Source organism: Acinetobacter sp. YH12064, from assembly GCF_013419735.1.
Taxonomy (GTDB): Bacteria; Pseudomonadota; Gammaproteobacteria; order Pseudomonadales; family Moraxellaceae; genus Acinetobacter; species Acinetobacter amyesii.
Genome location: NZ_VOZP01000010.1, coordinates 75,321 through 99,658 on the forward strand (window position 1 = coordinate 75,321; position 24,338 = coordinate 99,658).

19 protein-coding genes, 4 tRNA genes and 1 pseudogene are annotated in these 24,338 nt (G+C 41.8%); 16 read left to right on the forward strand and 8 right to left on the reverse strand.

Annotation, left to right across the window (positions count from 1 at the left end; translation table 11 throughout):
• Positions 1-139 precede the first annotated feature (139 nt).
• The gene (locus tag FTU13_RS10895) at positions 140-652 is read left to right on the forward strand and encodes a hypothetical protein (RefSeq protein ID WP_078192784.1); all 513 of its coding nucleotides are present in this window, start codon (positions 140-142) and stop codon (positions 650-652) included.
• 258 nt (positions 653-910) lie between these two features.
• A complete protein-coding gene (locus FTU13_RS10900; protein ID WP_180034978.1) occupies positions 911-2,017 on the forward strand; it encodes an HPP family protein in 1,107 nt (368 codons plus the stop codon).
• 119 nt (positions 2,018-2,136) lie between these two features.
• Here FTU13_RS10900 and FTU13_RS10905 read toward each other — a convergent pair whose 3' ends face one another.
• Complete coding sequence (locus FTU13_RS10905) at positions 2,137-2,394, reverse strand: PspC domain-containing protein (protein ID WP_078189754.1); 258 nt, start codon at positions 2,392-2,394, stop codon at positions 2,137-2,139.
• Positions 2,395-2,694: 300 nt separating this feature from the next.
• On the opposite strand from FTU13_RS10905, the gene FTU13_RS10910 reads away from it, so the two are divergent.
• A complete protein-coding gene (locus FTU13_RS10910) occupies positions 2,695-3,348 on the forward strand; it encodes a hypothetical protein (RefSeq protein ID WP_180128286.1) in 654 nt (217 codons plus the stop codon).
• 137 nt (positions 3,349-3,485) lie between these two features.
• Here FTU13_RS10910 and FTU13_RS10915 read toward each other — a convergent pair.
• From FTU13_RS10915 to FTU13_RS10940, 6 genes are all read right to left on the reverse strand, one after another.
• Positions 3,486-3,561: transfer RNA gene (locus FTU13_RS10915), tRNA-Lys, on the reverse strand.
• Positions 3,562-3,823: 262 nt separating this feature from the next.
• Positions 3,824-3,899: transfer RNA gene (locus tag FTU13_RS10920), tRNA-Lys, on the reverse strand.
• 49 nt (positions 3,900-3,948) lie between these two features.
• Positions 3,949-4,024: transfer RNA gene (locus FTU13_RS10925), tRNA-Lys, on the reverse strand.
• Positions 4,025-4,045: 21 nt separating this feature from the next.
• A tRNA-Lys gene (locus FTU13_RS10930) sits at positions 4,046-4,121 on the reverse strand.
• A 140-nt stretch (positions 4,122-4,261) separates the two neighbouring features.
• On the reverse strand, positions 4,262-6,103 hold the full coding sequence (locus tag FTU13_RS10935) for a long-chain-acyl-CoA synthetase (RefSeq protein ID WP_180128288.1): 1,842 nt from the start codon (positions 6,101-6,103) through the stop codon (positions 4,262-4,264).
• Positions 6,104-6,288: 185 nt separating this feature from the next.
• Positions 6,289-9,717 carry an Rne/Rng family ribonuclease gene (locus FTU13_RS10940; protein WP_180128290.1) on the reverse strand — a complete coding sequence of 1,143 codons (3,429 nt, stop codon included), beginning with the start codon at positions 9,715-9,717 and terminating at the stop codon, positions 6,289-6,291.
• A gap of 394 nt (positions 9,718-10,111) precedes the next feature.
• Between FTU13_RS10940 and FTU13_RS17655 the strand changes: the two are divergent.
• The 8 genes and pseudogenes from FTU13_RS17655 (at position 10,112) to FTU13_RS10975 (ending at position 18,686) form a co-directional block, all read left to right on the forward strand.
• Positions 10,112-10,420 (forward strand): annotated as a pseudogene (locus tag FTU13_RS17655) (hypothetical protein).
• Positions 10,421-10,475: 55 nt separating this feature from the next.
• On the forward strand, positions 10,476-11,447 hold the full coding sequence (locus tag FTU13_RS10945) for an RluA family pseudouridine synthase (RefSeq protein ID WP_180128292.1): 972 nt from the start codon (positions 10,476-10,478) through the stop codon (positions 11,445-11,447).
• A 151-nt stretch (positions 11,448-11,598) separates the two neighbouring features.
• A complete protein-coding gene (locus tag FTU13_RS10950) occupies positions 11,599-12,267 on the forward strand; it encodes an HAD-IA family hydrolase (protein ID WP_180128294.1) in 669 nt (222 codons plus the stop codon).
• A gap of 689 nt (positions 12,268-12,956) precedes the next feature.
• On the forward strand, positions 12,957-13,754 hold the full coding sequence (gene mhpD, locus FTU13_RS10955) for a 2-keto-4-pentenoate hydratase (RefSeq protein WP_078189749.1): 798 nt from the start codon (positions 12,957-12,959) through the stop codon (positions 13,752-13,754).
• Positions 13,755-13,790: 36 nt separating this feature from the next.
• Positions 13,791-14,687, forward strand: coding sequence for an acetaldehyde dehydrogenase (acetylating) (locus FTU13_RS10960; RefSeq protein WP_180128296.1), 897 nt, complete (start codon positions 13,791-13,793; stop codon positions 14,685-14,687).
• Positions 14,688-14,698: 11 nt separating this feature from the next.
• Positions 14,699-15,718 carry a 4-hydroxy-2-oxovalerate aldolase gene (gene dmpG, locus FTU13_RS10965; RefSeq protein WP_180128298.1) on the forward strand — a complete coding sequence of 340 codons (1,020 nt, stop codon included), beginning with the start codon at positions 14,699-14,701 and terminating at the stop codon, positions 15,716-15,718.
• Between the two features lie 547 nt (positions 15,719-16,265).
• Entirely contained in the window at positions 16,266-17,534 is a 1,269-nt protein-coding gene (locus FTU13_RS10970) for an OprD family outer membrane porin (protein ID WP_078192777.1), read from the forward strand.
• Between the two features lie 294 nt (positions 17,535-17,828).
• Positions 17,829-18,686 (forward strand): alpha/beta fold hydrolase, encoded by an 858-nt coding sequence (locus tag FTU13_RS10975; RefSeq protein ID WP_180128299.1) that lies wholly within the window; start codon positions 17,829-17,831, stop codon positions 18,684-18,686.
• 406 nt (positions 18,687-19,092) lie between these two features.
• Here the strand turns inward: FTU13_RS10975 and hcaR are convergent, their stop codons facing one another.
• A complete protein-coding gene (gene hcaR / locus FTU13_RS10980) occupies positions 19,093-19,998 on the reverse strand; it encodes a DNA-binding transcriptional regulator HcaR (RefSeq protein WP_078192775.1) in 906 nt (301 codons plus the stop codon).
• Positions 19,999-20,276: 278 nt separating this feature from the next.
• Between hcaR and hcaE the strand changes: the two genes are divergently transcribed.
• The 5 genes from hcaE (at position 20,277) to FTU13_RS11005 (ending at position 24,334) form a co-directional block, all read left to right on the forward strand.
• Entirely contained in the window at positions 20,277-21,644 is a 1,368-nt protein-coding gene (gene hcaE / locus FTU13_RS10985; protein WP_078192774.1) for a 3-phenylpropionate/cinnamic acid dioxygenase subunit alpha, read from the forward strand.
• Positions 21,641-22,159 carry a 3-phenylpropionate/cinnamic acid dioxygenase subunit beta gene (gene hcaF / locus FTU13_RS10990; protein WP_067763936.1) on the forward strand — a complete coding sequence of 173 codons (519 nt, stop codon included), beginning with the start codon at positions 21,641-21,643 and terminating at the stop codon, positions 22,157-22,159. The genes hcaE and hcaF overlap by 4 nt, the downstream gene beginning before the upstream one ends.
• Entirely contained in the window at positions 22,159-22,485 is a 327-nt protein-coding gene (gene hcaC / locus FTU13_RS10995; protein WP_067763933.1) for a 3-phenylpropionate/cinnamic acid dioxygenase ferredoxin subunit, read from the forward strand. Before hcaF ends, hcaC begins: the two co-directional genes overlap by 1 nt.
• 2 nt (positions 22,486-22,487) lie before the next feature.
• The gene (gene hcaB / locus FTU13_RS11000; protein ID WP_078192772.1) at positions 22,488-23,306 is read left to right on the forward strand and encodes a 3-phenylpropionate-dihydrodiol/cinnamic acid-dihydrodiol dehydrogenase; all 819 of its coding nucleotides are present in this window, start codon (positions 22,488-22,490) and stop codon (positions 23,304-23,306) included.
• A gap of 65 nt (positions 23,307-23,371) precedes the next feature.
• Positions 23,372-24,334 (forward strand): 3-carboxyethylcatechol 2,3-dioxygenase, encoded by a 963-nt coding sequence (locus FTU13_RS11005; RefSeq protein ID WP_180128301.1) that lies wholly within the window; start codon positions 23,372-23,374, stop codon positions 24,332-24,334.
• Positions 24,335-24,338: the final 4 nt, after the last annotated feature.

A 24,338-nucleotide genomic window follows, 5' to 3' on the forward strand; every position in this document is an offset into this window, starting at 1 on the left:
GCAAAGGGTTAATCATTCTTGAACCAAGCTTTGATGTTTTAATGATGCGCAGAAATTTATATTTTCCAATTGTACAGAATAAAAACGAAGTTACTTGTGGCATAAAGTGGATGAAGAAATTGAATGATGAGCGATAACAATGTTTAAGAAGTCTTTTATTGTGATAAGTATGGTGCTATCTGCCTGTAGTACGACGCCTGTAGCTTTGTATTCAGATTCATCACTTCACGCTTCAAAAATTGCGACTATTACAAATTCTTGCAACGCGGAATGTAAGAATTTGATTAAACAGCAGTTAGTGGTCAGCTCAAAGTATCAAATGAGCGAAGGTCTTTTGCTTGAGGTCAATGGTCAGCAGGGGACGCGAAAAGTCACACGAGGAATGGCTTTTGACTCACCTATTCACGGACGGTTTACCACCGCTGTAGAACAGGGAAAAACTGAGCTCGTCATTGATCATAATTCACAGCTAGTTATCGCTCGTCCAGCTCGATTCACAGTTGATTTATTGGGTGGGCATAATTATGTGATTGGACGTATTCGAGTTGAACGAATCCCTTCGGCTTATTATGAATGGTTTCCTATTGTGTATGATGAAACAGCTCAGAAAATTATTTATGGCAGTGAAGATTTAATTGATCAAGATGAATAAGCTGACCGCCTAAATGTTCCTTTGTTTTAGTGAGTACAGATGTGAGCGCTGATAGATTTTTTATTTTAATTATCAGTAAAACATGATGAGCCTTTTAGGCTCATTTCTTGGGATAAAACTACGCAAGTAAGCGGCGTATACATCATTCAAAAGAATCAAAAGTAAAATTTATAAGATAAAGATGTAAGTTGAATACATCTTATTGCTTGCATGGCTTTATAATTGCCACATCTCGCAAAACAACAAACAAGGTATCTCGTGTTTCACGCAAAATCAGCTTGGCTCAATACGCTTAAACCCAACTTTAAAGTTCTGCCTTTAAAAGACCGCATCCTGTGTGGGGTAGGTGCTTTGCTGGGCCTGAGTATTTCTTCGCTGATCAGTTGGCTGGCGCTAGATGACTTAAATGCGTGGTATATCGCCCCGATGGGCGCATCGTCCGTACTGCTCTTTGCTGTACCTGCCAGCCCATTGGCACAGCCGTGGAATATGGTAGTCGGTAATAGTCTTGCGGCCTTGATTGGCGTGACGTGTGCGATGTTTATTCCTAATTTAACCGAAGCATTTAGTATCGCGGTTGCATTAGCGATTATCTTAATGATGACCACAGACTCATTGCATCCACCAAGTGGAGCCGTGGCGATTACAGCGGTATTGGGCGGAGAGGCAGTCCATGATTTAGGCTATGCCTTTCTTTTTTATCCAGTCCTTTTAAATTCGGTCCTCTTGATGGTGGTTGCTATCATTTATAACCGATTACTAGGCAAGCAGTATCCACAAAAAGCACAAGTCAATACTCGGACGACAGATCCAACACCGACACAAAAAGTGTCGATTCAGCCAGCGGATATTCAGCAAGTCTTAGAACAGCAAAGTCAGTTGCTTGATATTAGTGAATATGACTTACAAAAAATTATTTTAGAAGCACAGCAATTAGCCAGTCGTCGTGGCCTAAGCCAGTTTCATTGTCGTGACATCATGAGTCAGCAAGTGATTACCCTGCGTGCAGAAGATGATATTCAGTCAGCATTGGAAAAGTTTAAACAAGTCAATTTGATGAGTTTGCCTGTGGTGAGTGATTTGGATCGCTTGGTGGGAAATTTGGCTTTATATGATGTAGTGGAATGGTTTAAACGTGCCGCAGACCCCAAAGCCAGTTGGGAAAATCACGTTTATCAAATTATGAATCCCAAAGTGGTGACCGTGCAGCCGGATCAACCCATTCAAGATTTAGTGCCTTATTTTGTGGAAAGATCTTTTAATTATATTCCAGTCGTTGAGCAAAAACGGTTGGTGGGAATGATTAGCCGTGCCGATATGATTGCCGCCTTATATCAACAGCTAAATCAGCAAACAAAATCTTAAGCCTTAAACTTTGATTTAAATTCATCAGACTTAAATATGGCTTTGCCAATATATAGGCAAAAAAAAAGCTACGGAATCTTGGGGGAGAAACCGTAGCGACCAAACTGGGTCAAAGGATTTTAACGTCTGTCATCATTCACAGTACGAATCGGGTCTGAATAGCCATTGGTACGGAAAAAGTTATCTTGTGCTTTAGGCATGACTAACCATAAAACCAAGTACACCAAAATACCGGGAAAGGCTGCGCTTAAGCATGATACAAAGATAAAAATAATACGCAGTAAATTTGCGTTCCAACCAAAACGTTCAGCAATACCCCCCATCACACCAGCAATCATGTTAGAGCGGTTTGAGCGATATAAACCAACATTGGCCATTCAGGTCTCCTTCAAAAAAGAATAAATTTGAATATTTCCAAATTCATATTATAGAAATGGTGACAAGCTTTGCGATTTAAAGGGTGCAGAAAAAAAATTAAGTAAAGTTATGTAATTTGAAGAATTGGTTTGATTAGTTTGCCTTTAAAATAGCTTGAGTGTTAATTAAATATCAACGATAACAATGAGATATGATTAAAATATATCGCAAATATATGTATACAGCGTTGATTATTTGATTACAATATTAAGTCAGCAAGAACTGAAAAAACCAATGAATGATTGGTCTTGGCACATTATATGAAAACATCGGCTTCACCTTTTTTGATGAAATTTGCATATCTTTCAGTGTTTGCAGGAGTGTTCAGCCTCTCTTTTATTGGTTGTAGTCCAACGCATCAACCCGCAGCGGAAAAGGGTGAAAGTTCAGCATCAACTGTCGCATCGGAAGTTCAAGCGAAGCAAGATCATGGAAAAAAATTAACCCAAGTGGCAGGGCAGGCGACATTGCCGAATGACGATGAATTAAAACCTGCTCCTGTTCCTGAGCATGCCAAAATTTTTATTGGACGTTTTCATGCCAAAGTAAAATGCGATGACAGTTTTATTCCATGCCCAGAAGGCGATGCGGAGTTCATCCTCAACTTATTACCAGATGGCACGGTACACCGCAGTATTATTCAAATTGGAAAAGTATTTGCTGAAAAGACCAATACGCCAGGCATTAATGTGAAATATCGTAAGGATACGTGGAGTGTCAATGAAGCACATACCGAGCTGGTGGTTCATCGAAAAGAAGGCGTGAATTTTTATTATCACGTGATTAATGAAAATAAAATCACCATGGATTTAGACAAAATTCGTCAAGGTGAAGTTGATCGAAATCAGGAATTATTTTCCAAGGGTTATCCTCAGCCGCAACATGCCTATACCTTGGTGAAAGACCCAAATTAAATACTGCGAATGAAGTAAATAAAATTATAAATTGCGTTTGAGTGTCGGCGTGAAATTCGCAGACATTGGCTAATCGAATGCAATTAGCTTATAAAAAATTGAATTATTAATACGATATAGTTAAGACAAAACAGAATTGGTGGGTTGTGTGGGGTTCGAACCCACGACCAATAGATTAAGAGTCTACTGCTCTACCAACTGAGCTAACAACCCTGAGAAAATTTTAAAAGAGCATTTTAAAATTTTAGCAAGATAAACGAAGCGTGTAGTTTTGAATACTAGGGAATATTTGTTATCTAAAATTTTTCAGGTCAAATACTTCATCTAGCAAGACAAGAATGATACTACGCAACATCGCTATAGCAAAATTTCGAGAATGGCAAATCAAAACCAATAATGGTGATGGTTTGTCTTGGTCGGAACCTGCAGGTTTCTTTTTCTTCAACTGCCGGAAGAAAGAAGCCCTAAGAAAGAATGGTGGGTCGTCCGCGACTCGAACGCGGGACCAATAGATTAAAAGTCTACTGCTCTACCAACTGAGCTAACGACCCTTAGGGGGTATGCACAAGATTGTAATCTAAAACTGGCATTTTAGAAAGATGGTGGGTCGTCCGCGACTCGAACGCGGGACCAATAGATTAAAAGTCTACTGCTCTACCAACTGAGCTAACGACCCATCTTGTGGTATCGAAGGAAATGGTGGGTCGTCCGCGACTCGAACGCGGGACCAATAGATTAAAAGTCTACTGCTCTACCAACTGAGCTAACGACCCATTTCGCTTGATGGTGCGTATTGTAGCAAGATCTGCTTCAAGCGCAAGTAAAAATTCATAAACTTGCTTGTGTTTGATTATAAATACAACAAAGTAGCTCATTTTAGCGGATATCTGTCGCTAAAATGAGCGCTATTTGCTTAAAAACGGTATTTATATGCCTGAATATTGGCATAAATTTCAGGAGTTAAATCACAGTAAGCAGTTGCATTTGGCAGCAATACCAATAAACGTTCATCAGTTTGCTTAGGATCAAAAGCTTGTTCTTTCAGCTTGTTTTTTTGGTATTTAAATGTGCCTGTGGTTTCGACTTTTTTCTGTACACGTAAAAATACTGGCACGGCATAAGCTGGTAAGCATTTTTTAAATTGCAAAACCATTTCACTACAATCTTGTTCGTTGAGTTCGGCACCATCGGTGAGCGTGATGGCAGCCATACCCGCACGGCCATTGGTATCTGGAATTTCTACGCCATAAACCACAGCTTCAGCAATTTTATCGTACTCACTCACTATGTTTTCAACTTCAGTGGTTGAAACGTTTTCACCTTTCCAGCGGAAAGTATCACCTAGACGGTCGACAAATTGTGCATGGCGGAAGCCAATGTCACGAACCAAGTCACCAGTGTTGAAGTATGAATCACCATGCTTAAATACATCTTTCATAATGACGGATTTGTTTTTTTCCGTGTCGGTATAGCCATCAAAAGGTGAGCGACGGGTAATTTTACCGATGAGTAAGCCGACTTCGCCTTTTTTCACTTTAATGCAGCGACCTTTAGCATCATGTACAGCTTCATTTTTTTCTTTATCAAACTGAATAATCGCATAAGGCGTTGGTGAAAAACCAACAGTGTTGTCAAAGTTAAACACATTACTAAAGCCGACGTTGCCTTCACTTGAAGCATAAAGTTCAAGGACTTCTTCGACTCCAAAGCGTTCTTTAAACTTATCCCAAATGTTTGGTCGCATGCCGTTACCAATCATTTTTTTCACACGATGGCCTTTTTCAAGGTCTGAATGTGGAGCATCCATCAAATAGCGGCAAAGTTCGCCCACATAGCCAATGGCTGACGCATCAAACTTTTGTACATCTTTCCAAAACGATGAGGTGGAAAACTTGCGACGCAGGGCAAGAGTGGCGCTACCGGCAATCACCCCACACCAACAAACTACAGTGCCTGTAGCGTGATAGAGCGGCAAAGTTACGTACATCACATCATCTTTATTTAGATTAAGGACGTGACCATATGTTCCATAAGCCAAAGTCCAACGGCTGTTGGTGAAAATCACCGCTTTAGGTAAGCCTGTTGTCCCAGAGGTGTAGATATAAAATAGGCCGTCTTTGCCTTTTACACTTGCAGTGGTGGGTGTGTTGAATTTTGGAAATTCATCAATCGCTTCTGCAAGGTTTAAGAAGCCTTTCGGTGCTTGACCGGCATCTACACGAGTGGCTTGATCTGCGAACCAATGTAAACGATCTGCAGCTACACTGAGATCACCACGAATCTCTTCTACGGCTTGGCGGCATTCTTCGCCCACAATTACCGCAATTGGGTTCACTAAGTTGATGCTGTGTGTCAGCACTTTGCCGACTTGTGAGGTGTTGACCAAGGCACTGGTGACGCCAATTTTGGCTAAAGCCACGATGGTTGCAACGAGTTCAGATCGGTTTTCGATCATCACCGCAATCACATCACCTTTTTTTGCACCGAGTGCAAGGTAATAGTGACCAATTTGATTGGCCCATTCATTGAGTTCGTTATAGGTATATTTTTGCTCTTCGAAATATAGCGCATAGCCTTTGGGATTACGCTTTACGGCTTTTTCAAATGCAATTCCTAAGCCTGCGGAAGTATTTGGGGTGCGTAAATAGGCTTGCTTTAGACCACTCAACAGGTTGGGTACTTTGCTAATGAACGCGGGAATTTTTGCTGCAACATCAGCAATCCCAATAAGGTCGTGTTGTGTAGTTTGGCTCATGTGAATCCTATTTATTTTTCGTAATCCGATACGGTCTATTTCTTTGCAATGAAATTTGCAGCAAATTCTACAATTGTCTTTTAATCGTTTCGATCTAGTGCAATCAACCTAATTTGACAAAAGTATCAAAAAAAAACCAGTCACCGAAATGACTGGATTTTTTTATTCACCTGCAAAATAGCAAATTACTGCTCAGTTGCGGTGTTTGCTTTTTTCGGTGGACGACCGCGAGGACGACGAGGGCGTGCAGGTTTTTCACCTTCAGTGGCCGAGTTCTCGTCTACAGGAACCTCAACTTTCTTTTCCGCTTCAACGGCTTGAGCTTTTTCTTCTACTGGTTTAGCAGGAGCTTTAGACACTTCTTCCGTCTTTTCAGGCTGCGCACTCACATCCAGTTCAGCTTGAACGGGTGTCGGTACTTCAGCTTGAACGGCTTCAGGTGCTTCAGTTTGACCTGCAACGTCGGATACATTGGCTTCAACTGTAGCAGCTTTAGCTTCTGCAACTACAGGCGCCTCAATAGCAGTGTCTGCGACAGGCGTAGCTTCCATCTCAGCATGTGCTTTTGCTTGGTCTTGTTTCGCTTGTTCAGCGGCAAGTTTAGCAAGGCGACGACGCTCACGTGGGTCATTAGCAACACGTTTATCTGACACAGGCTTTGGTGGTGTTAAATCCAACATTGGCGCTGGTTCAGCTTCAGGTGCAGCTTTTGTAACTTGAACATCACGAGTGACAGGCTTTTTCTCTACAGCTGCTTCAGCTGCAGGTGCAGACAAAGTCGCGGCATATTCTTCCGTGAATTTTTGCAATGCACGGTTGAATGTTGGAATTAAGCCAAATTGCTCAATCAGTACTGAGCAGTCTTCACCGTATACATGCTTAATCAAGCTGCTTACAGTGTATTGACCCAGTGTCGGCACTTGAGATGGCGAAATTTTCGGAGCCTGTGCTTGTTGAGCGCGAGCTGCACGTTGTTCGCGGCGGCGTTGACGTGGGTCATTGCTTGCACGAGACGGTTTTTGCTGCGCATGCTGTGGTTTATATCCTACTTCTTTTGTTTCAGTCGCAGGTTTTTCCACTTTTTCTGCTTCAACGACAGCGGCTTTTTGGACTACTGGGGTTTCTACAGGTTTTTCAACTGCTGGGGCAGTATTTAGCGCTACGATTTCGCTTTGAGCTTGATCAACATTTACTACAAGTGCTGTTGGCATCACGTCTTGACGTGGTGCATTAACAACTTCAACTTTAGGTTGACGTTGATTGCGGTTTTCAGGTTGTTGCTCAGTTGCAACTTCCTGAGCAATCGCTTGCTCGTTCAATACGCTTTGATCGCGGTGGCGATTTGGGCGATTTGGACGTTGTTGGTTGTTGCGGTCACGACGTGGAACAGACTGCGGTTGTTCATTGTTTTGAACATCGTGCTGTACTTGTTCATTGTTATGTTGACGGCGTGAGTTACGACGGTTTTCACGTTGGTCTTGACGGTTGTCTTGGCGCGGTTCTTGACGTTCAGAACGTTGCTCTTGGCGTTCGTTTTGACGTGCTTCGTTATTGCGCTGCTCTTGACGATCTTGACGTGAAGGTTGTAACACTTCTTCATGAACTTGATGCGGTTGAGCTTCTTGTTCACGTGGTTCTTTATGCTTAGTACGCTTTTTGTTGTGACGTTTTTCTTCACGGTCAGCTTTTTCTGAATGGCTGTCACGTTCTTGTTTGTGCACAACAGAAGAAGGCGCAAGGTAAGCATTATTGTCTACGACAACAACAGGCGCTGCCGATGCAGGGGTAATTTGACCAAACTGGCCACGGCTTGCAGCACCGCTATTTACCATTTGTTCAATTGCAGCAGCGGCATTGTTTGCAGTACGCGACTGGTCAACGGTTGCAGCTTGTTTTTGAACAAATAAGTTTTCTAACCATGCACATGGACTAGATGATGCTGCAGGAGCGGCAACTTGTGCAGGTGCTTGTTGAGCAGCAACGGGTTGTTGCTTATTCTTTTTGTGGCCTTTTTCTTGTTGTTGTACAGGTGCTTGTTGCTGAGCAGCAGCGGCCTGTTCTTCACCTAAATGCCACTCAGATGCTTCGTAACCTAATTCTTTTTCGCTAGAACGTGTCGCTTCAGTGCGTTCATAGCTTGTAGGTGCAAAACCTTCAGGGTTATACGAAATTTCGTAATGTGGTGTTTCTAGGTGAGGGTGTGGAAGTACAGTCACACGAACATTTGAAGTTTGTTCAAGATATACAAGGCTGTGACGCTTTTCATTCAATAAGAATGCAGCAATTTCAACAGGCACTTCAACTTGAACTTCACCATGACGTTCGCGTAGCGCAATTTCTTCCACTTTACGCATAATTGAAAGTGATAAAGAACGTAAGTCACGTACCATACCTGTACCATGACAGCGTGGGCACACATAACCAGTGGCTTCTTCAAGCGATGGGCGTAAGCGTTGACGGCTCATTTCCATCAAACCAAAGCGTGACAATTGACCGAATTGGATACGTGCACGGTCACTTTGTGTTGCTTCACGAAGTTTAGCTTCAACCATACGTTGGTTACGGTCTTTGGTCATGTCGATGAAGTCGATCACAACCAAACCACCGATATCACGTAAACGTAATTGGCGAGCGATTTCTTCAGCAGCTTCAAGGTTGGTATTGAGCGCTGTATCTTCTACGTCGCTACCACGTGTTGATTTTGCAGAGTTAATATCAATTGAAACCAATGCTTCAGTTTGGTCAATCACAATTGAACCACCAGAAGGAAGTTTTACTTCACGTTCATAGGCAGTTTGGATTTGACTTTCGATACCAAAATGAGCAAATAACGGTTCATTTAACGTATAGGTTTTTAATTTGTCGATTTGACGTGGCATCACCGCTTTAACAAAGTTATAGGCTTCGTTATACGCTTGCTCAGAGTCAATCAGAATTTCAGCAACATCATCACGTAAATAGTCACGAATTGCACGTGTAACCACACCGGCTTCTTGGTGAACCAACATTGGTGATGGACCAGAACTTGATGTGCTTTGGATTTGTGCCCAAAGGTCCAGCAAGTGTTGAAGGTCAAGTTGGAGTTCTTCTTGAGAACGACCAATACCTGCAGTACGTACAATCACGCTCATGCCACGAGGGACATTTAAAGACGCCAACATTTCTTTCAATTCTTCACGAACTGAACCTGAAATTTGACGGCTAATACCGCCACCTTTCGGGTTGTTTGGCATCAAGACCAAATAACGACCAGCAAGAGAGATAAATGTAGAAAGGGCAGCACCTTTATTACCACGCTCTTCTTTTTCCACTTGAACCAAAAGCTCAGTGCCTTCAGTGATCAATTCGCGGATGTTTGAAGTTTGGCGAGGATCTGCTTTGTAATAAGAATTAGCTATTTCGCGCATCGACAAGAAACCTTGACGACCTGCACCGTATTCAACAAATACAGCTTCTAAAGACGGCTCTACGCGAGTCACATGACCTTTATAGATATTCGATTTTTTTTGTTCACGGGTACGATTCTCTAAGTCAAAATCGTAAAGACGCTGACCAGTGACAAGTGCAACGCGAATTTCTTCGGCATGTGTTGCATTAATCAACATACGTTTCATGGGTGTAACACCTAATAGTGATACACAGAAGAACATCGCCTGACTCGTAGCGAGCATCAGATAGCATGGATCAAGTTGCACAGATCGAAAAACATCATCTGTGCATGTGTACCGACCTTCTTTGGGCGGGCAACGGTTTTTGATTCACGTATTGATGATGGCAATACGGCTTCAATCTTTTAAACGATTAAAGTCACCTGAACGCGTTTCACTGGCGGACAAACGGTGCATTGGATGTGAGTAACTTTCACTGTCACATTGCTCGAAGAGCATCCATTCATATCTGATAGAGCGTCTTGATACGGAATTATCATCGTACCTTTACAAACTGTGCAGATCCAATGCATCAAACGTTGTGGCCTGAACACGATTTCCAGGGAGCGACTGGTCTGATGTGTATCAGTTTACGTTTAAAAACCAACCTTGGTTGGCACATATTTTTTTGGGGCAAACTGTTTTATGTACCTACGGCACAATTAAACGCAACAGTTTGCAGTTTTGCCGATATAATAAGCCTTCGGCGTCGGCATAATTCTTTTGGGACCTTTCCGAGCTAAATGAGTAATTGCTTGAAAGTTCAATGACAGTAAATACTGAAATGAATCAACTTTTACTCAGTTACGGTGGTTTCCGTGCGCTGACTATATCAAACCTTGCATCATCTGCCTATGGGCTAAGCTTATGTTTCTTGCGAAAAGTATAGCTTAAATGATCAATTTTTAATCAATTTTAGTATTTTTTTAGGTCACAGTAACTGTATGAATTCTACGCAAGAATGGCAAAGCGTCACCTGGTTTGAAGTGGACGAGCATCAGGCGGGTCAACGTATTGATAATTTCCTGTTTAGTCGTCTGAAAGGTGTGCCTAAAAGTCGCATTTATCGTCTGATTCGTGAAAGCCAAGTCCGCGTCAATAAAAAACGCGTCAAAGCGGAAACCAAACTCAATATTGGTGACCAAGTTCGAGTTGCTCCAATTCGTTATGAGCAAAAAGATGAGTCTGCGGTTCCCGTATCGGACAAAGTGGCACAAAGTTTACTGAGCCGTGTGGTGTACGAAGATGAAGGCTTAATGGTGGTAAACAAACCTTCTGGTATTGCTGTTCACGGCGGTAGTGGTGTGGCGTATGGTTTGATCGAAGGCTTACGTGCCGCAACAGGGAAGAAATACCTTGAGCTGATTCACCGAATTGACCGCGACACTTCTGGTTTGGTGATGATTTCGAAAAAACGTAGTGTGTTAAAAAGCCTGCAAGAAATGTTACGTGAGCACAAAATCCAAAAAACTTATGCTGCTGTGGTGAAAGGCGTGGTTAGTTTGGATAAGCAGCTCATTGATCAGCCTTTGCATCGTTACGAACTGGCAAATGGCGAGCGTCGTGTTCGTGTATCACCTAAAGAAGGTAAAGAGTCGAAGACGCTGTGGAACGTGAAAGAACGTTTTATGCATGCCACCTTGGTGTATGCGTCTCCACTTTCGGGCCGTACCCATCAGATCCGTGTACATGGTTTAAGTATTGGTCATCCATTGGTGGGCGATGAAAAATACGGTCATGAAACTGAATACCGTGGTCCAAAGCCACGTCGTTTATGTCTTCATGCTATGCGTTTAGAAATTCCGGGTTACCAAACCATTGAAGCGCCATTGCCAGAAGATATGCAAAGCCTTGTGGCGCAGCTACGCGCGCAAAAAGCCGACAAAGTGGTGAAGTCTTCAGAAGATGACGAGTAAGTTTTAAATACGAGACTTCTCTCCCTGAGCAGTACTGCTTCGCATGTTTTCTTTCGCCCTCTCCTTTAAGGAGAGGGCCGGGGTGAGGTAAATAAATTGATGCACTCCAGAATCTGAATTACCAAACACTGAATCAAATCTAGGAAAACGTATGAACTCAGCTATAAAACTAGTCATTTTCGATTGGGATGGCACTTTATTTGATTCTGTGGGTCAAATTGTAGCGAGTTTAAAATTTGCAGCAGATCAATATTCACAGCCGCTGACCGATGCTGATGCGAAAAGTATTATTGGTTTAGGTCTGCCAGAAGTCGCACAGCGGTTATTTCCGACGGTTCCCGAATTACACAGCGAAATTTTGCAAAGTTATGCCGATCACTATGTGGCCCATTCCAAAGGGGATATGTGGTTTGATGGTGTCGCGGATATGTTGCAGGAATTACGTGATGCCGGTCTACAATTGGCTGTTGCAACGGGGAAAAGCCGTAAAGGTCTAGACCGTGTTTTGGCTCAAACGCAAAGTCATGAGCTATTTTGTGCGACCCGAGCAGCCAGTGAAACCAAATCTAAGCCAGATCCGTTGATGTTGGCAGAAATTTTGGCGGAAACAGGACTACGTGCCGATCAAGCCATTATGGTTGGTGATACGTCGTATGATTTAGAAATGGCCCTCAATATTCAGATGCCACGTGTAGGCGTGAGCTATGGAGTGCATACTGTAGAAACACTCCAGTGTTTTCAACCCTTACATATTGCACATAGCGTAGGTGATTTGACTGAATTTCTACTAGAACATGTGAAATTACGTCTAGCTGTATAGTTTTAGATACAAACGAGTAAAAAGGGTGAAATTTGTTTTCACCTTTTTTGTTACCAAATGAATAGTAATGCAAGCTCTACTTGTTGAAATGAGTAAATTCAATTATTTAAAAAAGTAATAACACTAGATTTTTCTACAATAACAAGCAGTCTTCTAGCAAATTTACCTTAAAAAGTTGAGCGCAACTATTTGGCCTTTTACCACAAGCTGGAATAGATTTTTTGTTTGAATTTTTGGTTTTATCTTATTGTTGTTTATTGATTTATTTTTAAATTTTCAATTTATTAAACTAAATCAGATGAAATTGAACACCTATGCGTAAAAGCTGGCCTGACGCTAAAATAATCTTTTAATCTTATCTTTTAGTCGTATAAGCCAAGTTTTTTAGTAGAGATTCAGATTTAAGGGCGAAAAAAATAGTGAATTTTATTTAATTATTTTGACTTAAGTTTTTGAATGTTAATAATAAATAATGATTAATTTATAGCTAATAGCTATAGTCATAAATAAAATAAGTATTGGTATTCACTTTCTAAAATCTCGATGCTAAATGCATCTAAACATAACGTGTAGTATGTCAAGTGAAATGCTTTAGGCGAATCCTGACATGACTTTCATCACTTTGATTTTGATGGTGATCGGGATGAAACACGTTGTGCATCCAATTTTTGCAGTTTAAGGAAACATTGATGTCGAATTCTGCTGTTGTTGAATCAGTTGCGCAAGCATTACGCGATGCGGAAGTAAATCAGGCTGCGATTGCACCGATCCGTCCACAACTTGGTGGTGAAAGTGCTGATGTAGATATTGCTTATGCCGTTCAAGAAGTGAATACCAAACGTGCGGTGGCAGAAGGTCGTCGCCTTGTAGGTCGTAAAATTGGCTTAACTTCAAAAGTTGTACAAGCGCAGTTAGGCGTTGATCAACCTGACTTCGGTATGTTGTTTGCTGACATGGCGTATGGCGATGGTGAAGAAATCCCTGCTGGTTTATTGATTCAGCCAAAAGTTGAAGCAGAAATTGCTTTGGTGATTAACCAAGATTTGACCAAAGAAAAACACACCTATGCAGACATTATTAGTGCAACAGAATATGCACTGCCTGCAATTGAAGTGGTCGATAGCCGTATCGAAAACTGGAAAATCTCGTTGATTGATACTGTGGCAGATAACGCATCTTCAGCAGGTTTTGTGCTGGGTTCTAAGCCTGTAAAACTTGCAGATCTTGACCTTGTAAATTGCAAAATGGTCATGACGCGTGGTGAAGAAGTGGTTTCACAAGGTGTGGGTAAAGCGTGTCTTTCTAACCCATTAAATGCAGCAGTGTGGTTGGCTGACGAAATGGTTCGTCGTGGTCGTCCATTGCTTGCAGGTGACATCGTATTGACCGGTGCCTTAGGCCCAATGGTTGTGGCAAATCCTGGTGATGAATTCAAAGTTGAAATTGAAGGCTTTGGTTCTGTGACTGCAGCATTTGCAGCGAAATAAGCTTGGGTTTTACGGAATTTTTAAGAGTACACATTCATGAAAAAGATTAAATGTGCATTGATCGGTCCAGGGAACATTGGTACTGACTTGCTTTACAAACTTCAACGCAGCGAATTTTTAGAACCAGTATGGATGGTTGGTATTGACCCGACGTCTGAAGGTTTGGCTCGCGCTGCTAAAATGGGTTTAAAAACCACTGCTGAAGGCGTAGATGGTTTACTTCCACACGTAATTGAAGACGAAATCAAAATCGCATTTGATGCAACTTCTGCTTATGTTCATGCTGAAAACAGCCGTAAATTGAATGAACTTGGCGTGTTAATGATTGACTTAACACCTGCTGCAATCGGTCCATTCTGCGTACCACCAGTAAACTTAGAAGCGTTATTGGATGCCGGTGAAGTTCCGAACGTCAACATGGTGACATGTGGTGGTCAGGCAACGATTCCTATGGTTGCTGCGATTTCACGAGTTCAGCCTGTTGAATATGGCGAAATCATTGCAACAGTATCAACAAAATCTGTGGGTCCAGGTACACGTAAAAACATTGATGAATTTACTCGTACGACTGCTGGCGCTATTGAAAAAGTGGGCGGTGCGAAACAAGGTAAAGCGATCATCATCATTAACCCTGCTGAGCCACCACTGATGATGCGTGATACTGTGCACTGTCTGGTTGAAGGTGAACCAGATCAAGCAGCAATCACTGAATCTGTACATGCGATGATTCTTGAAGTTCAAAAATATGTACCAGGTTACAAACTTGTAAATGGTCCTGTATTTGACGGTAACCGTGTTTCAATCTTCTTAGAAGTTGAAGGTTTAGGTGATTATCTTCCTAAATATGCAGGTAACCTCGACATTATGACTGCGGCAGCTGCACGTACTGCAGAAATGTTTGCAGAACGCGTATTAAACACTGCTGAAGCTTAAGGAATACCAAAATGTCTAAGATTATTATTAATGATATGACTTTACGTGATGGTATGCATCCTATGCGCCATCAAACTACACCTGAACAAATGGTTGCCATTGCAACTGCTTTGGATGATGCAGGTGTACCTTTAATCGAAGTTACGCATGGTGACGGCTTAGGCGGTAACTCTGTGAACTATGGTTTTGCAGCAGCAACCGATGAAGAATACCTAAAAGCGGTGATTCCAAACCTGAAACAGGCGAAAGTATCTGCACTTTTACTTCCTGGTATTGGTACGGTTGACCATTTGAAAATGGCACATGATGTTGGTGTAGCAACCATTCGTGTTGCAACGCACTCAACTGAAGCTGACGTTTCTGAACAGCACATTACTGCTGCACGTAAACTTGGCATGGACACTGTGGGCTTCTTGATGATGGCGCACATGGCAACTCCTGAAAAACTTTTGGAAGAAGCCAGCAAAATGGTGTCATACGGTGCAAACTGTATTTATGTGACTGACTCTGCTGGTTATATGTTGCCTCAAGACGTGACTGACCGCGTGGGTATTTTACGTGCCAACCTGGCTTCAGAGATCGAAATCGGTTTCCACGGTCACCATAACTTAGGTATGGGTGTTGCGAACTCTGTTTCAGCGGTTCAAGCTGGTGCAACGCGTGTCGATTTAGCTTCTGCAGGTTTAGGTGCAGGTGCAGGTAATACTCCACTTGAATTGTTTGTTGCGGTTGCCAACCGTATGCAAATGGAGACAGGTGTGGACTTGTTTAAAGTTCAAGATATTGCGGAAGATTTAATCATTCCAATGATGACACATCAGATCCGTGCTGACCGTGATGCAGCAACTTTAGGTTATGCCGGTGTTTACTCATCATTCTTGTTATTCGCGAAACGTGCTGAAGCGAAATATGGTGTTTCTGCTCGTGAAATTCTTCTTGAGCTTGGTCGTCGTGGTACGGTTGGTGGTCAAGAAGATATGATTGAAGACTTGGCATTGACGATGTCTAAAGCAAAAGAAGCCAATGCTTAATTTGTTTTAAGTCAAAAAGCGTCCAAAATGGGCGCTTTTTTTATGTCTGAAGTGGCTGTGTTGGTTTGAGATGGGCTTGAGATTACGTTGAGATTGATTTGAGGCATGAAAAGTGGATTGAAATAAGAAAAGTTCTGCGAACCAATGGCTGATTTCGAGCAGCCATAGTAGTAAAATTTAACTTTAAGTTATTGATGATTATATAAATTAAATATCATGTCATAGCTAAATTTTATAACTCAAATAAGGATAAATCTCAGTAAAAAACTTTGTTTAAACTTAAAAGCAATTAATACAGCGCATGTAATTGCAAAAAATAAAAAACTTTAAATTTTATGTTAATAAAACATGGGGTTAATTTAATCAGTTGTTCTAAATGATAAAAAAGAGTTATTGTTTTAATCTCTAAGGAAAATAACCAGAAATAGCTTCCAAAGTTCAAGTCATACAAAAGCCTGATAAACCTTAATACTGTAGTCGGATTTTTTTCCAAGGTATTGTTGAGCATGATGATGTCATAGCTTAATTTGATCACTGGGAATAAGCCATGCGTCGTCAAAATTTATGGATAGCAATTCTTGCTGCGACAGCAACATTAGGAACATCTGCAACTTATGCGGACTTTGTTGACGACAGCCAAGTACAATTGAAATTTAAAAACTTCTACTTAGACCGTCAAATTAAAGAAAATCCGGCGGGTAATTGGGGTTCATGGTCACAGGGTGTGACTTTGGATGCCAAGTCAGGGTATCAAGATATTGGTGCAGGTATTCAAGTGGGTGCTGACCTTTTGGTTCAACATGCATTTAAACTTAATGCACGTGATAAAAACCCAGACTGGATCTTGCCGCACGATGGTAAAGAATCAAAAGATAACTTTGGTAAAGTGGGCGTGACCCTTAAAGCCAAAGTATCTGAAACTGAGTTGAAAGTGGGTGAGTTATTACCAGTGTCTCCAGTGTTGGTTTTCGATCCATCACGTCAGTTAATGACGACTTATAGCGGTGCATGGTTAGAATCGAAAGAGATTAAAGATACTAAGTTAACTTTGGCATACATTGACGGGATCAATAACCGTTATGACAACCAATTCCGTGATTTATCAATGTTCGCTCCAGGTAAAAGATTACCAGATGGCACCATAGGTCATTATGATCTTGGGCCAACTTCTGATGGTATGTATATTGCGGGTATTGACCATCAATTTACACCTGAAATTGGTGGTAGCTATTGGTATGCCGATGTTCAAGACATTTACACACAGCAATATGTCGGCGCGAACTATAAAACTAAGTTAGGTGACAAAGCCAAACTGGATAGCCATATCCGTTATTTTGACAACTCAGATTCGGGTGACAAACTGTATGGCGAAATTGATAACCAAGCGTTATCGGTTGGTGCGAAAGTGAATTACGGTTCGCATACCTTTGGTTTGGGTTATCAACAAATGTTTGGTGATAATGCATTCCCAACACTGGGTGGATGGGTGCCGCAGCCGTACTTAGTCAACTGGGGTATAGCAACATTTACTGCAAAAAATGAAAAATCATGGGGCTTTACTTATGGTTATGATTTCTCAGAAATGGGTGTGAAAGGCTTAAATACAACTGCTGTTTATTTCACAGGTTCAGATGCAGAAATTGCTGGTCTTAAAGATCAGAAGTCAGATGAATTGAACTTAATTGTGAACTACACCGTGCCTGAAGGTAAGTTGAAGGGCTTAGGCTTCCAGGCAATGTATATCGATGCCGATTTCGATTACAAATCTGACTTGCAAGAGTACCGTGTCGCGACAACTTATACCTATAAGTTCTAATTTCTCAGGATAAAAAAGAGGGAAGTGGATTCATTGCTTCCCTTTTTATTTGCTGGGTTATTTAAAAAAGAAATACCTCAAAGATTTTATGGGTATATTATTGAGTTATATTTTTAAAAAACAATAACTTAAATTATAGTCTATTTATTGTTTATGATCGTAAATATGTATCAGTTAGCAGTGGCTGAACAGGTAATATGAGACTGTAAAAACCATAAAATCCAAAAGAGACCCCCTTGTGTTTAAATCCGCTATGGATTGAAACATAAGCTCTACGCAATACGAGGAGCATGTATGAGCACTGTTCAGATTCCTGACTATACAACTGATTCATTCTTTGGTTTAGAAGATAAATGGATTGAAACTGCTGAAGGCGAATTAACGCATTACCACGAAGTAGGTGAAGGCACACCAATTCTATTTTTACACGGTTCAGGTACAGGTGTATCTGCTGCTGCAAACTGGTGGTTAAACCTTCCACAAATTGGTGAACAAGCACGTTGTATCGCTATCGATACGATTGGTTATGGTCAAACTGTTGTTGCACCGAATACTGCTTATGGTATCCGTGCTTGGGTTGATCACGCTGTACGTACGTTAGATGCCCTAGGTGTTGAAAAAACTTGGTTAGTGGGTAACTCACTCGGTGGCTGGTTAGCATTCCAAATGGCTTTGGACTATCCAGAACGTGTATTGGGTATCGTTTCTATGGGTACAGGCGGTGCTAAACAAACTGCAGCACTTAAAGCACATGCAAACCCTGTATTAACCGAAGAAGGCATCAAGAAAACCTTGTCTATGTTTGTTGTAAACAAAGACTTGATCACGGACGAATTGGTAAAAGTACGTTTTGCATCTGCTGCAAATGACTATGCATCTAACCGTTTGATGGATGTTGTTGGCGCACGTGACCGTGACCGTTTCGAATTCCCATTAGATTTTGAAAAAATGAAAGACATTACTGTACCAGTATTGCTTATTCACGGTGTTCAAGACGTGGTGATTCCAGTATCTCGTACGTGGGATATTTTGAATACCGTTCCTCATGCTGATGCGCATATCTTTAGCCAATGTGGTCACTGGTCACAAGTTGAAAAAGCAGAAGAATTCAACACCGTGATTAAAGATTATTTAAAAGCGCGGGGTGTGTAATTTCTTGTCACTGACATGAAATTCAAAAAAAGGATGGTTTTGCCATCCTTTTTTTTATATAAATCTTTTGAAAGAAATACTTTAAATGAGTATTATTCTCATTAGTAGGTCGACAGTGTACGGTCTAAATCAGTAAAAAGGCATAAAATAAGCTCATCTAAATGGTTGGGGAAGGGGAATTATTTATTAGACTTAAGTTGTAAATCGGCTATTTTTAGCAATTTTTATCAATGTCTAAACTAAAATTTATAAGTTATTTTCCATCAAGTCGATATGCATGATAGATAAAATGCGTCGATTAAAACATTTAAACGATTAAAAAAGCGACTTTTTAGCCATAAAAAAAGCACCATTATTTATTTCAAAAATAATGGTGCTATATCTATAAATTATGACTTGGCGAAAATTAACGCTGTTCGCGATTGATATCGAGATAAAAAACTTTGGTTAGCAGTTCAAGGAATTTATCTACAGCCACAGAACTCGCTGTTTTTCGGTAACTTACGTACAGGTCTAGATACGGTAATTCGACATCTAAAGGACGAATCACAGTATTGTTCATGGTCAATGGCGCGATGTATCCCGGTAGGATCGTGCAACCTAAACCCATGCCGATGGAGTTAATGTTAAACAGGATATTGTCGGCTTTTTGCACGATATTAAATTGAACGCCATGGTTAGAAGCAAAGTCTAAAATGGCTTCATGCAATGTGCCTGATTGTTCGCGTGCAGGAATGATAAAATCAATACCATTCAATGCTTTAACTGGAATACGTTCGTACTTCGCTAAAGGGTGATCTTTGGGTAAAATAAAGATCAATGGTTCACGTAGTACAAACTGACTTTCAATTTCGTCGCTATGAAAGTTATTGCGAGTAAAAGTGATATCTAGTTCACCTTTTTGCAGCAATTTCATCTGATCGCGATTATTTAAACTAAGTAATTCAATTTTGAGTTCTGGGTTTTGAACACGCAGATTTGGCAAGACGTATGGGAAGATTTTCATCTCTGCGACAGGCACAAAACCAATCCGTAGCATCTGTTGCTTGGCTTGTGAAACCTGACGTGCCATCGCTACGGCCTTGTCTGCTTGAGCTAGTGTCAAACGTGCTTGTTCTAGAAATACGGCACCTTCTTCTGTGAGCTCAACTTTGCGTTTAGTCCGGTGCAACAATTTTACGCCGACATCTTCTTCAAGATCTTTAATTTGTTGGCTTAAAGAAGGTTGAGCAGTATAAAGTTTTAACGCAGCTTTACTGAAATTGAGTTCTTCAGCAACAGTAATGAAGTAGCGTAAGTGTCGTAATTCCATATAATCAACCCGTGGAGTAATCCAAAAAATGTCTTACTTAGAAGTTCGTTCAGTATAATCTATAAACAACTATTGCGTGAGGATTATTTTGCCATTCACGAAATAAATGGTGTTCTCGGTAATTTAAAAAAAATACTATAAAAAAAATCTACCGTAATAATCCATAAAATCTCTTAATTAAAACAAAATAAATATTTCCCGAATATCGCTCTAAAATCCATCATCGTTGAAAAGTTGAGTCTATTACTTTGTGCCTTATGGTCACAGGAGAGCTTTTCATGAGTGGAAAAATTGATGTGCGCGAAATCGATGCTTTAGTCGATGCACAAAATGGACGTATCACGCCATCTATCTATACAGATCCAGACATCTACGAACTTGAATTAGAACGTGTGTTCGGTCGTACATGGTTATTCCTATGCCATGAGAGCCAAATTCCTAAAGCCGGCGATTTCTTCAATACCTATATGGGTGAAGATCCAATCATCGTGGCACGTCAAAAAGATGGCTCAATCAAAGCATTCTTAAACCAATGTCGTCACCGCTCTATGCGTGTGAGCTTCGCGGACTGTGGTAATACACGTGCGTTCACTTGCCCATACCACGGCTGGTCATACGGTATTGACGGTTCTCTAAAAGATATCCCGCTTGAAGATCGTGCTTACCCACATGGTGCATGTAAAGAGCAATGGGGTCTGGTAGAAGTTAACCGCGTTAAATCATACAAAGGCTTAGTATTCGGCTGCTGGGATGAAACAACTCCAGATCTAGAAGAATACATGGGCGATATCGCTTGGTACCTGGACGGCGTTGTAGACCGTCGTGAAGGTGGTACTGTGATCGTTGGTGGTGTACACAAATGGGAAATCGACTGTAACTGGAAATTTGCAGCTGAACAGTTCGCTTCTGACCAATACCACGCGTTGTTCTCTCATGCATCTGCGATTCAGGTGCTTGGTGCTAAACCAGATGATGAATCTTCTAAGAAATTAGGTGCTGCACAAACTGCCCGTCCAGTTTGGGAAACTGCGAAAGACGCGATCCAATACGGTTCACGTGGTCACGGTTCAGGCTTCTTCTTCACTGAGAAACCAGACGCAAACGTATGGGTGGATGGTGAAGTAGCAAACTACTTCCGTGAAACGTATGAAGAAGTGAAAGAACGCCTAGGTGAAACTCGTGCACTGCGTCTTGCTGGTCACAACACCATGTTCCCAACACTATCTTGGTTGAACGGTACTGCAACGCTTCGTGTATGGCACCCACGTGGTCCAAACAAGACTGAAGTATGGGCATTCTGTATCTGTGATGCGGACGCGCCAGAAGATGTACAAGCAGCATTTGAACGTTCTGCAACACGTGCCTTCGGTCCTGCTGGTTTCCTAGAGCAAGATGACTCTGAAAACTGGATCGAAATCCAAAAAGTATTACGTGGTTATAAAGCACGTCAAAACAAACTCATTATGGAAATGGGTAAAGGCAACGAGAAAGTACGTGAAGATGGTATCCCGGGTATCACTAACTATATTTTCTCTGAGACTGCAGCACGTGGTATGTACCGCCGTTGGGCAGATTTATTGATTCATGAAAAATGGGAAGACGTTGAAGCTGCGGCTGACGAATATGAGAAGGAGCTTATGAAATGAGTCAAATCAGTTTAGAACTTCATCACCAAATTAGTCAGTTTCTTTATCGTGAAGCAAAATTGCTTGACGATTGGAAGTTCCGCGATTGGTTAGCTGTATTAGCTGAAGATATTTCTTATACGTTACGCACAACACCAAACGCGCAAACACGTGACCGTCGTCGTTCGATTGAGCCGCCAACAACTTGGGTATTTAACGATACTAAAGATTTGTTGGAACGCCGTGTAGCTCGTTTAGAGACAGGTATGGCTTGGGCTGAAGAACCTCCTTCACGTACAACACACATGGTTTCAAATGTGATTGTTGAAGCGACTGAAGTTGAAGGCGAATACGACGTTTACGTAACGTACTTGTTGTACCGTACCCAGAAAGAGAAAGATGTAACAATCTACTGTGGTAAGCGTCACGACAAGATCCGCAAAGTCGACACTGAGCAAGGTTTCGAAATCTTCAACCGTAAGATTACCCTTGATCAGGTGACTTACAACTCACATAACCTGAGCGTGTTCTTCTAATGAATAAGATTTTTGTTTGCCAAGTTGACGAATTAGACGAAGGCGAAGCATTGAAAGTAGATTGCGGCGTTAACGGTATCGATGCGCTTGCAGTATTCAACAACAATGGCGAATTTTTCGCGATGAACGACCGTTGTTCACATGGTAATGCTTCAATGTCTGAAGGTTACCTTGAAGATGATGGCACTGTTGAATGTCCACTTCATTCGGCTCGATTCTGTTTGAAAACTGGTCAAGCATTATGCTTACCAGCAACAGATCCTATCAAGACATTCCCTGTGATTGTTGAAGATGGTGCTTTATACGTAGAGATGGCAGGAGAGTAATCATGGGTTGGCTACAAGGCGAAGTTGCACTTATTACCGGTGGTGGTTCAGGCTTAGGCTGGGCATTGGTTGAACGTTTCTTAGAAGAAGGTGCACAAGTTGCTGTTCTTCAACGTTCTCAATCGAAAGTTGATGCATTGAAAGAACATTTTGGTGACCGCGTGCTTGCGATCGCAGGAGATGTAGCCAGCTATGAGGATAATGTTCGTGCAGTTCAAGCAACTGTAGAACATTATGGCAAACTTGACTGTTTCGTCGGAAACGCAGGTATCTGGGATCATTACGCAGATATCGTCAATACATCGGGTGAACAGCTGGAGAAAGCTTTTGATGAGATTATGGGTATTAACACCAAATCTCTCATCTTAGGTGCCAAAGCTGCACTTGATGCATTGATAGCTTCGGAAGGTTCTATCATATTTACTTTGTCTAACTCAGCACTGTATTCGGCAGGCGGAGGCCCTGTATACACAGCGTCTAAGCATGCTGGCGTTGGGATTATGAAAGAATTAGCCTACGAGCTTGCGCCTAAAGTACGAGTGAACGCTGTTGCTCCGTCGGGTATGAATGTAAACATCAAAGGTGCTGCTTCTTTAGGCCAAGAAAACCTCGGTCTACTCGATGCACGTGATCCTGAGAAGATTGCACGCGGCATGCCGCTCAATTTCTTACCCGAACCTGAAGATATGACTGGTTCATACGTGTTATTGGCTTCTCGTCAAAACAACCGCCCATTAACTGGTGTTTTAATTAATGCTGAATGTGGTCTGGGTATCCGTGGTTTACGTCAACCACGTGCTGGCTTCTTTGACGAGATTTAATTCGCCAAATACGTAAAGGACTTACTCGGCAGCCGTCTTGGCTGCCTTCCGTTTAGGAGTCACCCATGGCCGTTAAACTTATTTGTGCATCGCACAGTCCCCTAATGGAATTCGCTTCTCCGCAAGAGAAATACAAAGAGGAAAAAGTTCGCGAAACTTTTGCCAAACTTGCTAAAGAAGTTGAAGACTATAATCCAACATTGATCATTACTTTTGGTCCAGACCATTTCAATGGTTTCTTCTATGACCTCATGCCATCTTTCTGCGTCGGTATTCGTGCCAAAGCAGCAGGGGATTGGGATTATGGTAAAGACAATGACCACATTAATGTGCCTGAAGAAACAGCAATCAGTCTGGTTCGTCGCGTATTGGATGAAGGTGTCGATGTTGCATACTCTTATCGTATGCAGGCAGACCACGGTGTGACTCAACCATTACATTTCCTTTGTGGTGGCAAGCTTGATCGTTATCCAACGATTCCAATTTTTATCAATGGTGCAGCTGCACCGATGCCAACAACCAAGCGTACAGTCGCTTTGGGTCGTGCAGTCGGTCAGTTCATTAAATCATTGAACTTAGAGAATGAACGTGTACTTGTTTTGGGTACAGGTGGTTTGTCTCATGATCCACCAACGCCGCAAATGGGTTCAGTTCCACCAGAAGTGGAAGAGTTCCTGATTGCAGGTCGTAATCCAACTGAAGAGGCACGTAATACACGTCAAGGCAAAATCATTGCTGTCGGTCAAAAACTCGCAGCGGGTGATACTTCTGTCGCAGTGCCTTTAAACCCAGAATGGGATCGTGCATTGCTTGATACTTTTGCCAAAGCTGACTTTGCTGCCATTGAAGCGATGACTGAAGCTGAAATTCGTGCCGAGGGCGGTCGTGGCGGTCAAGAAGTTCGTTCTTGGATGGCTGCTTTTGCTGCACTACATGAAGTGGGCGAATACGACATGACAACACATTGCTACGAAGATATTAGTGAGTGGATTGCGGGCTTCGGCATCGTATCTGCAGAATTGAAATAAGGAA

Bases quoted from the DNA above. Each gene is read 5' to 3' on its own strand.
- FTU13_RS11005 (WP_180128301.1), top strand. From the start codon at position 23,372: ATGGCCGTTAAACTTATTTGTGCATCGCACAGTCCCCTAATGGAATTC.
- hcaE (WP_078192774.1), top strand. From the start codon at position 20,277: ATGAGTGGAAAAATTGATGTGCGCGAAATCGATGCTTTAGTCGATGCA.
- FTU13_RS10970 (WP_078192777.1), top strand. From the start codon at position 16,266: ATGCGTCGTCAAAATTTATGGATAGCAATTCTTGCTGCGACAGCAACA.
- hcaF (WP_067763936.1), top strand. From the start codon at position 21,641: ATGAGTCAAATCAGTTTAGAACTTCATCACCAAATTAGTCAGTTTCTT.
- hcaB (WP_078192772.1), top strand. From the start codon at position 22,488: ATGGGTTGGCTACAAGGCGAAGTTGCACTTATTACCGGTGGTGGTTCA.
- hcaR (WP_078192775.1), bottom strand. From the start codon at position 19,998: ATGGAATTACGACACTTACGCTACTTCATTACTGTTGCTGAAGAACTC.
- mhpD (WP_078189749.1), top strand. From the start codon at position 12,957: ATGTCGAATTCTGCTGTTGTTGAATCAGTTGCGCAAGCATTACGCGAT.
- FTU13_RS10935 (WP_180128288.1), bottom strand. From the start codon at position 6,103: ATGAGCCAAACTACACAACACGACCTTATTGGGATTGCTGATGTTGCA.
- FTU13_RS10910 (WP_180128286.1), top strand. From the start codon at position 2,695: ATGAAAACATCGGCTTCACCTTTTTTGATGAAATTTGCATATCTTTCA.
- FTU13_RS10895 (WP_078192784.1), top strand. From the start codon at position 140: ATGTTTAAGAAGTCTTTTATTGTGATAAGTATGGTGCTATCTGCCTGT.
- FTU13_RS10905 (WP_078189754.1), bottom strand. From the start codon at position 2,394: ATGGCCAATGTTGGTTTATATCGCTCAAACCGCTCTAACATGATTGCT.
- FTU13_RS10940 (WP_180128290.1), bottom strand. From the start codon at position 9,717: ATGAAACGTATGTTGATTAATGCAACACATGCCGAAGAAATTCGCGTT.
- FTU13_RS10975 (WP_180128299.1), top strand. From the start codon at position 17,829: ATGAGCACTGTTCAGATTCCTGACTATACAACTGATTCATTCTTTGGT.
- hcaC (WP_067763933.1), top strand. From the start codon at position 22,159: ATGAATAAGATTTTTGTTTGCCAAGTTGACGAATTAGACGAAGGCGAA.
- FTU13_RS10960 (WP_180128296.1), top strand. From the start codon at position 13,791: ATGAAAAAGATTAAATGTGCATTGATCGGTCCAGGGAACATTGGTACT.
- dmpG (WP_180128298.1), top strand. From the start codon at position 14,699: ATGTCTAAGATTATTATTAATGATATGACTTTACGTGATGGTATGCAT.
- FTU13_RS10950 (WP_180128294.1), top strand. From the start codon at position 11,599: ATGAACTCAGCTATAAAACTAGTCATTTTCGATTGGGATGGCACTTTA.
- FTU13_RS10945 (WP_180128292.1), top strand. From the start codon at position 10,476: ATGAATTCTACGCAAGAATGGCAAAGCGTCACCTGGTTTGAAGTGGAC.